The organism is Mucilaginibacter gilvus (assembly GCF_004054195.1).
Lineage (GTDB): Bacteria > Bacteroidota > Bacteroidia > Sphingobacteriales > Sphingobacteriaceae > Mucilaginibacter > Mucilaginibacter gilvus.
On sequence record NZ_SBIW01000022.1, the window covers coordinates 1 to 2,124 of the forward strand.

Genomic DNA, 2,124 nt, shown 5'->3' on the forward strand with positions numbered 1-2,124 from the left:
TGGATATACCGCTGATATTGACCACCTGATTCCGGCGGAATGTGACCAGTGATTCCGCGTCAAATTGACCACCCCATTCCGGGGCAAACTGACCAGGCATTCCGGGCCAAATTGACCACCCCGAACGAGCAGCTAATGCTGTAGAAGCACCCATCTTTACGAGGTTTAACATAACCTCCAAAAGCATGGCCAACACTACGATTAGCATGAGTAAGATTAGAAAGATAATAAGGATGTACACTAATGGACGCAGTATCATGTCGATAGCTGCCCAGGCTGATACGTCCCGGAATACCGTTAAGAAGTACCTGGCCTCGTTTAAGGATAGTGGCTTTACGTTCGAGGAGGTTGACGCGCTGAACGATAAGGAACTGGAGGACTTCTTTGGAAAAAGCAGGGAGATGCCTCCTACAGGCCGTATGCAATCTATGCTGCGGTGCTTTCCACACGTAGATAAAGAACTTAAGCGTACCGGTGTAAACCGCCATATATTATGGGGAGAGTATTATAAAGAGTTCCCTGATGGCTATCAGTACAGCCAGTTTTGCTTCTATTATACTCAGTGGAAGGCTCGGGTCAACCCGACCATGCATATGGATCACAAAGCAGGTGATAAGCTGTATGTGGACTTTGCAGGGCAAAAGCTTAGCATTACCGATAAGGAGACCGGCGAGATCATTACCGTTGAGGTATTTGTAGCGATACTCGGAGCTAGCCAGCTTACTTATGTAGAAGCTGTGAGTAGTCAGCAAAAGGAGGACTTTATTACGGCCTGTGAGAATACCCTGCATTATATCGGTGGCGTTCCTGATGCGATAGTACCTGATAACCTGAAAGCTGCAGTAACCAAGAGCAGCCGTTTCGAACCAACGTTAAACGAAACATTCGCTGACTTTGCAGATCATTACGGCACCACCATACTGCCAGCCCGGGCGTTCCGCCCTCGCGATAAAGCATTGGTAGAAGGTGCAGTTAAGATCATGTATACCCGGATCTATGCCCCTTTGAGGAAAGTAGTTTACCACTCGTTAAAGGATCTGAACGAAGCCATAAGGGTGGTGCTCGAAGAGCACAATAATAGATTCCTGCAAGGTAGGAACTACAGCCGCAGGCAGCAATTCGATGAGATCGAGCGGGAAGCACTTAACCCTTTACCTGTCCTGCGCTATGAGCTTAAAAAGCAGTTCCATGCTACCGTGATGAAGAACGGATATGTTTGTCTTGGGCCGGATAAACATTATTACAGCGTCCCTTACCGGTTTATTGGCAAGAAGATCAAGCTGCTATATTCCAGTTCTTCGGTAGAAGCCTTTTACCATTATGAGCGTATCGCTATCCATAAACGCACAAGGGGACTATACCTTTATACAACTGAGAAAGACCATCTGGCTTCCACTCACCAGTTCGTGGCTGACTGGTCAAAGGATAAGTTCCTGGGCTGGGCCTCATCGATCCATGAAGATGTCAGGCTTTATATCCATAATATATTCGACCGTAAACAACATCCCGAGCAGGCTTATAAGTCCTGCCTGGGTATCCTTGGCTTCTCCCGAAAAGTAGGTAATGAACGCCTGATCATGGCCTGTAGAAGAGGCCTCCACTACGGTGTATATAACTACAAGACCATTCATCTGATCCTCGAAAAGAAGATGGATCAGTACGAAGAAAGCCTGTTCGCTGATGAACTGCCTATGCCCAATCATGATAATATCAGAGGAGAAGACTATTACAAATAACCTTTTAAATAACCAATGAAATGAACACAAACACGTTAGACAAAATGCGGAAGCTCAAGTTCTTCGGCATGTACCATGCTTTTCAAAGCACCCTGGAAACAGGTAAAACAGAGGATTATACAGCAGATGAGCTACTGGCGCACCTGGTGGATGCAGAGTGGGATGACCGGCATAACAGGCGTATCGAGCGGCAGATCTATTATGCTAAGTTCCGCTACAAAGCTTCTGTAGAGGACGTTCACTATCATGCCGACCGGAGCATTGATCGCAACCAGATCATGCGCCTGGCGGACTGTACGTTCATTGAGCGTAATGAGAACCTGCTGATTACCGGCAGCACAGGCATCGGTAAAAGCTATATCGCTTCTGCTATCGGATATCAGGCCTG

At 47.0% G+C, this 2,124-nt stretch carries 2 protein-coding genes; both read left to right on the forward strand.

Features of this window, described 5'->3' with window-relative positions; all coding sequences use genetic code 11:
- Positions 1 to 206: 206 nt before the first annotated feature.
- Positions 207 to 1,736 (forward strand): IS21 family transposase, encoded by a 1,530-nt coding sequence (gene istA / locus EPL05_RS21725; RefSeq protein ID WP_243837349.1) that lies wholly within the window; start codon positions 207 to 209, stop codon positions 1,734 to 1,736.
- A 20-nt stretch (positions 1,737 to 1,756) separates the two neighbouring features.
- The coding region (locus EPL05_RS21730; RefSeq protein WP_166727785.1) for an ATP-binding protein at positions 1,757 to 2,124 on the forward strand (368 nt) is incomplete at its 3' end.

What these genes read in the sequence shown, in the direction of transcription:
- istA (WP_243837349.1), top strand. Translation starts at nt 207, where the DNA reads ATGAGTAAGATTAGAAAGATAATAAGGATGTACACTAATGGACGCAGT.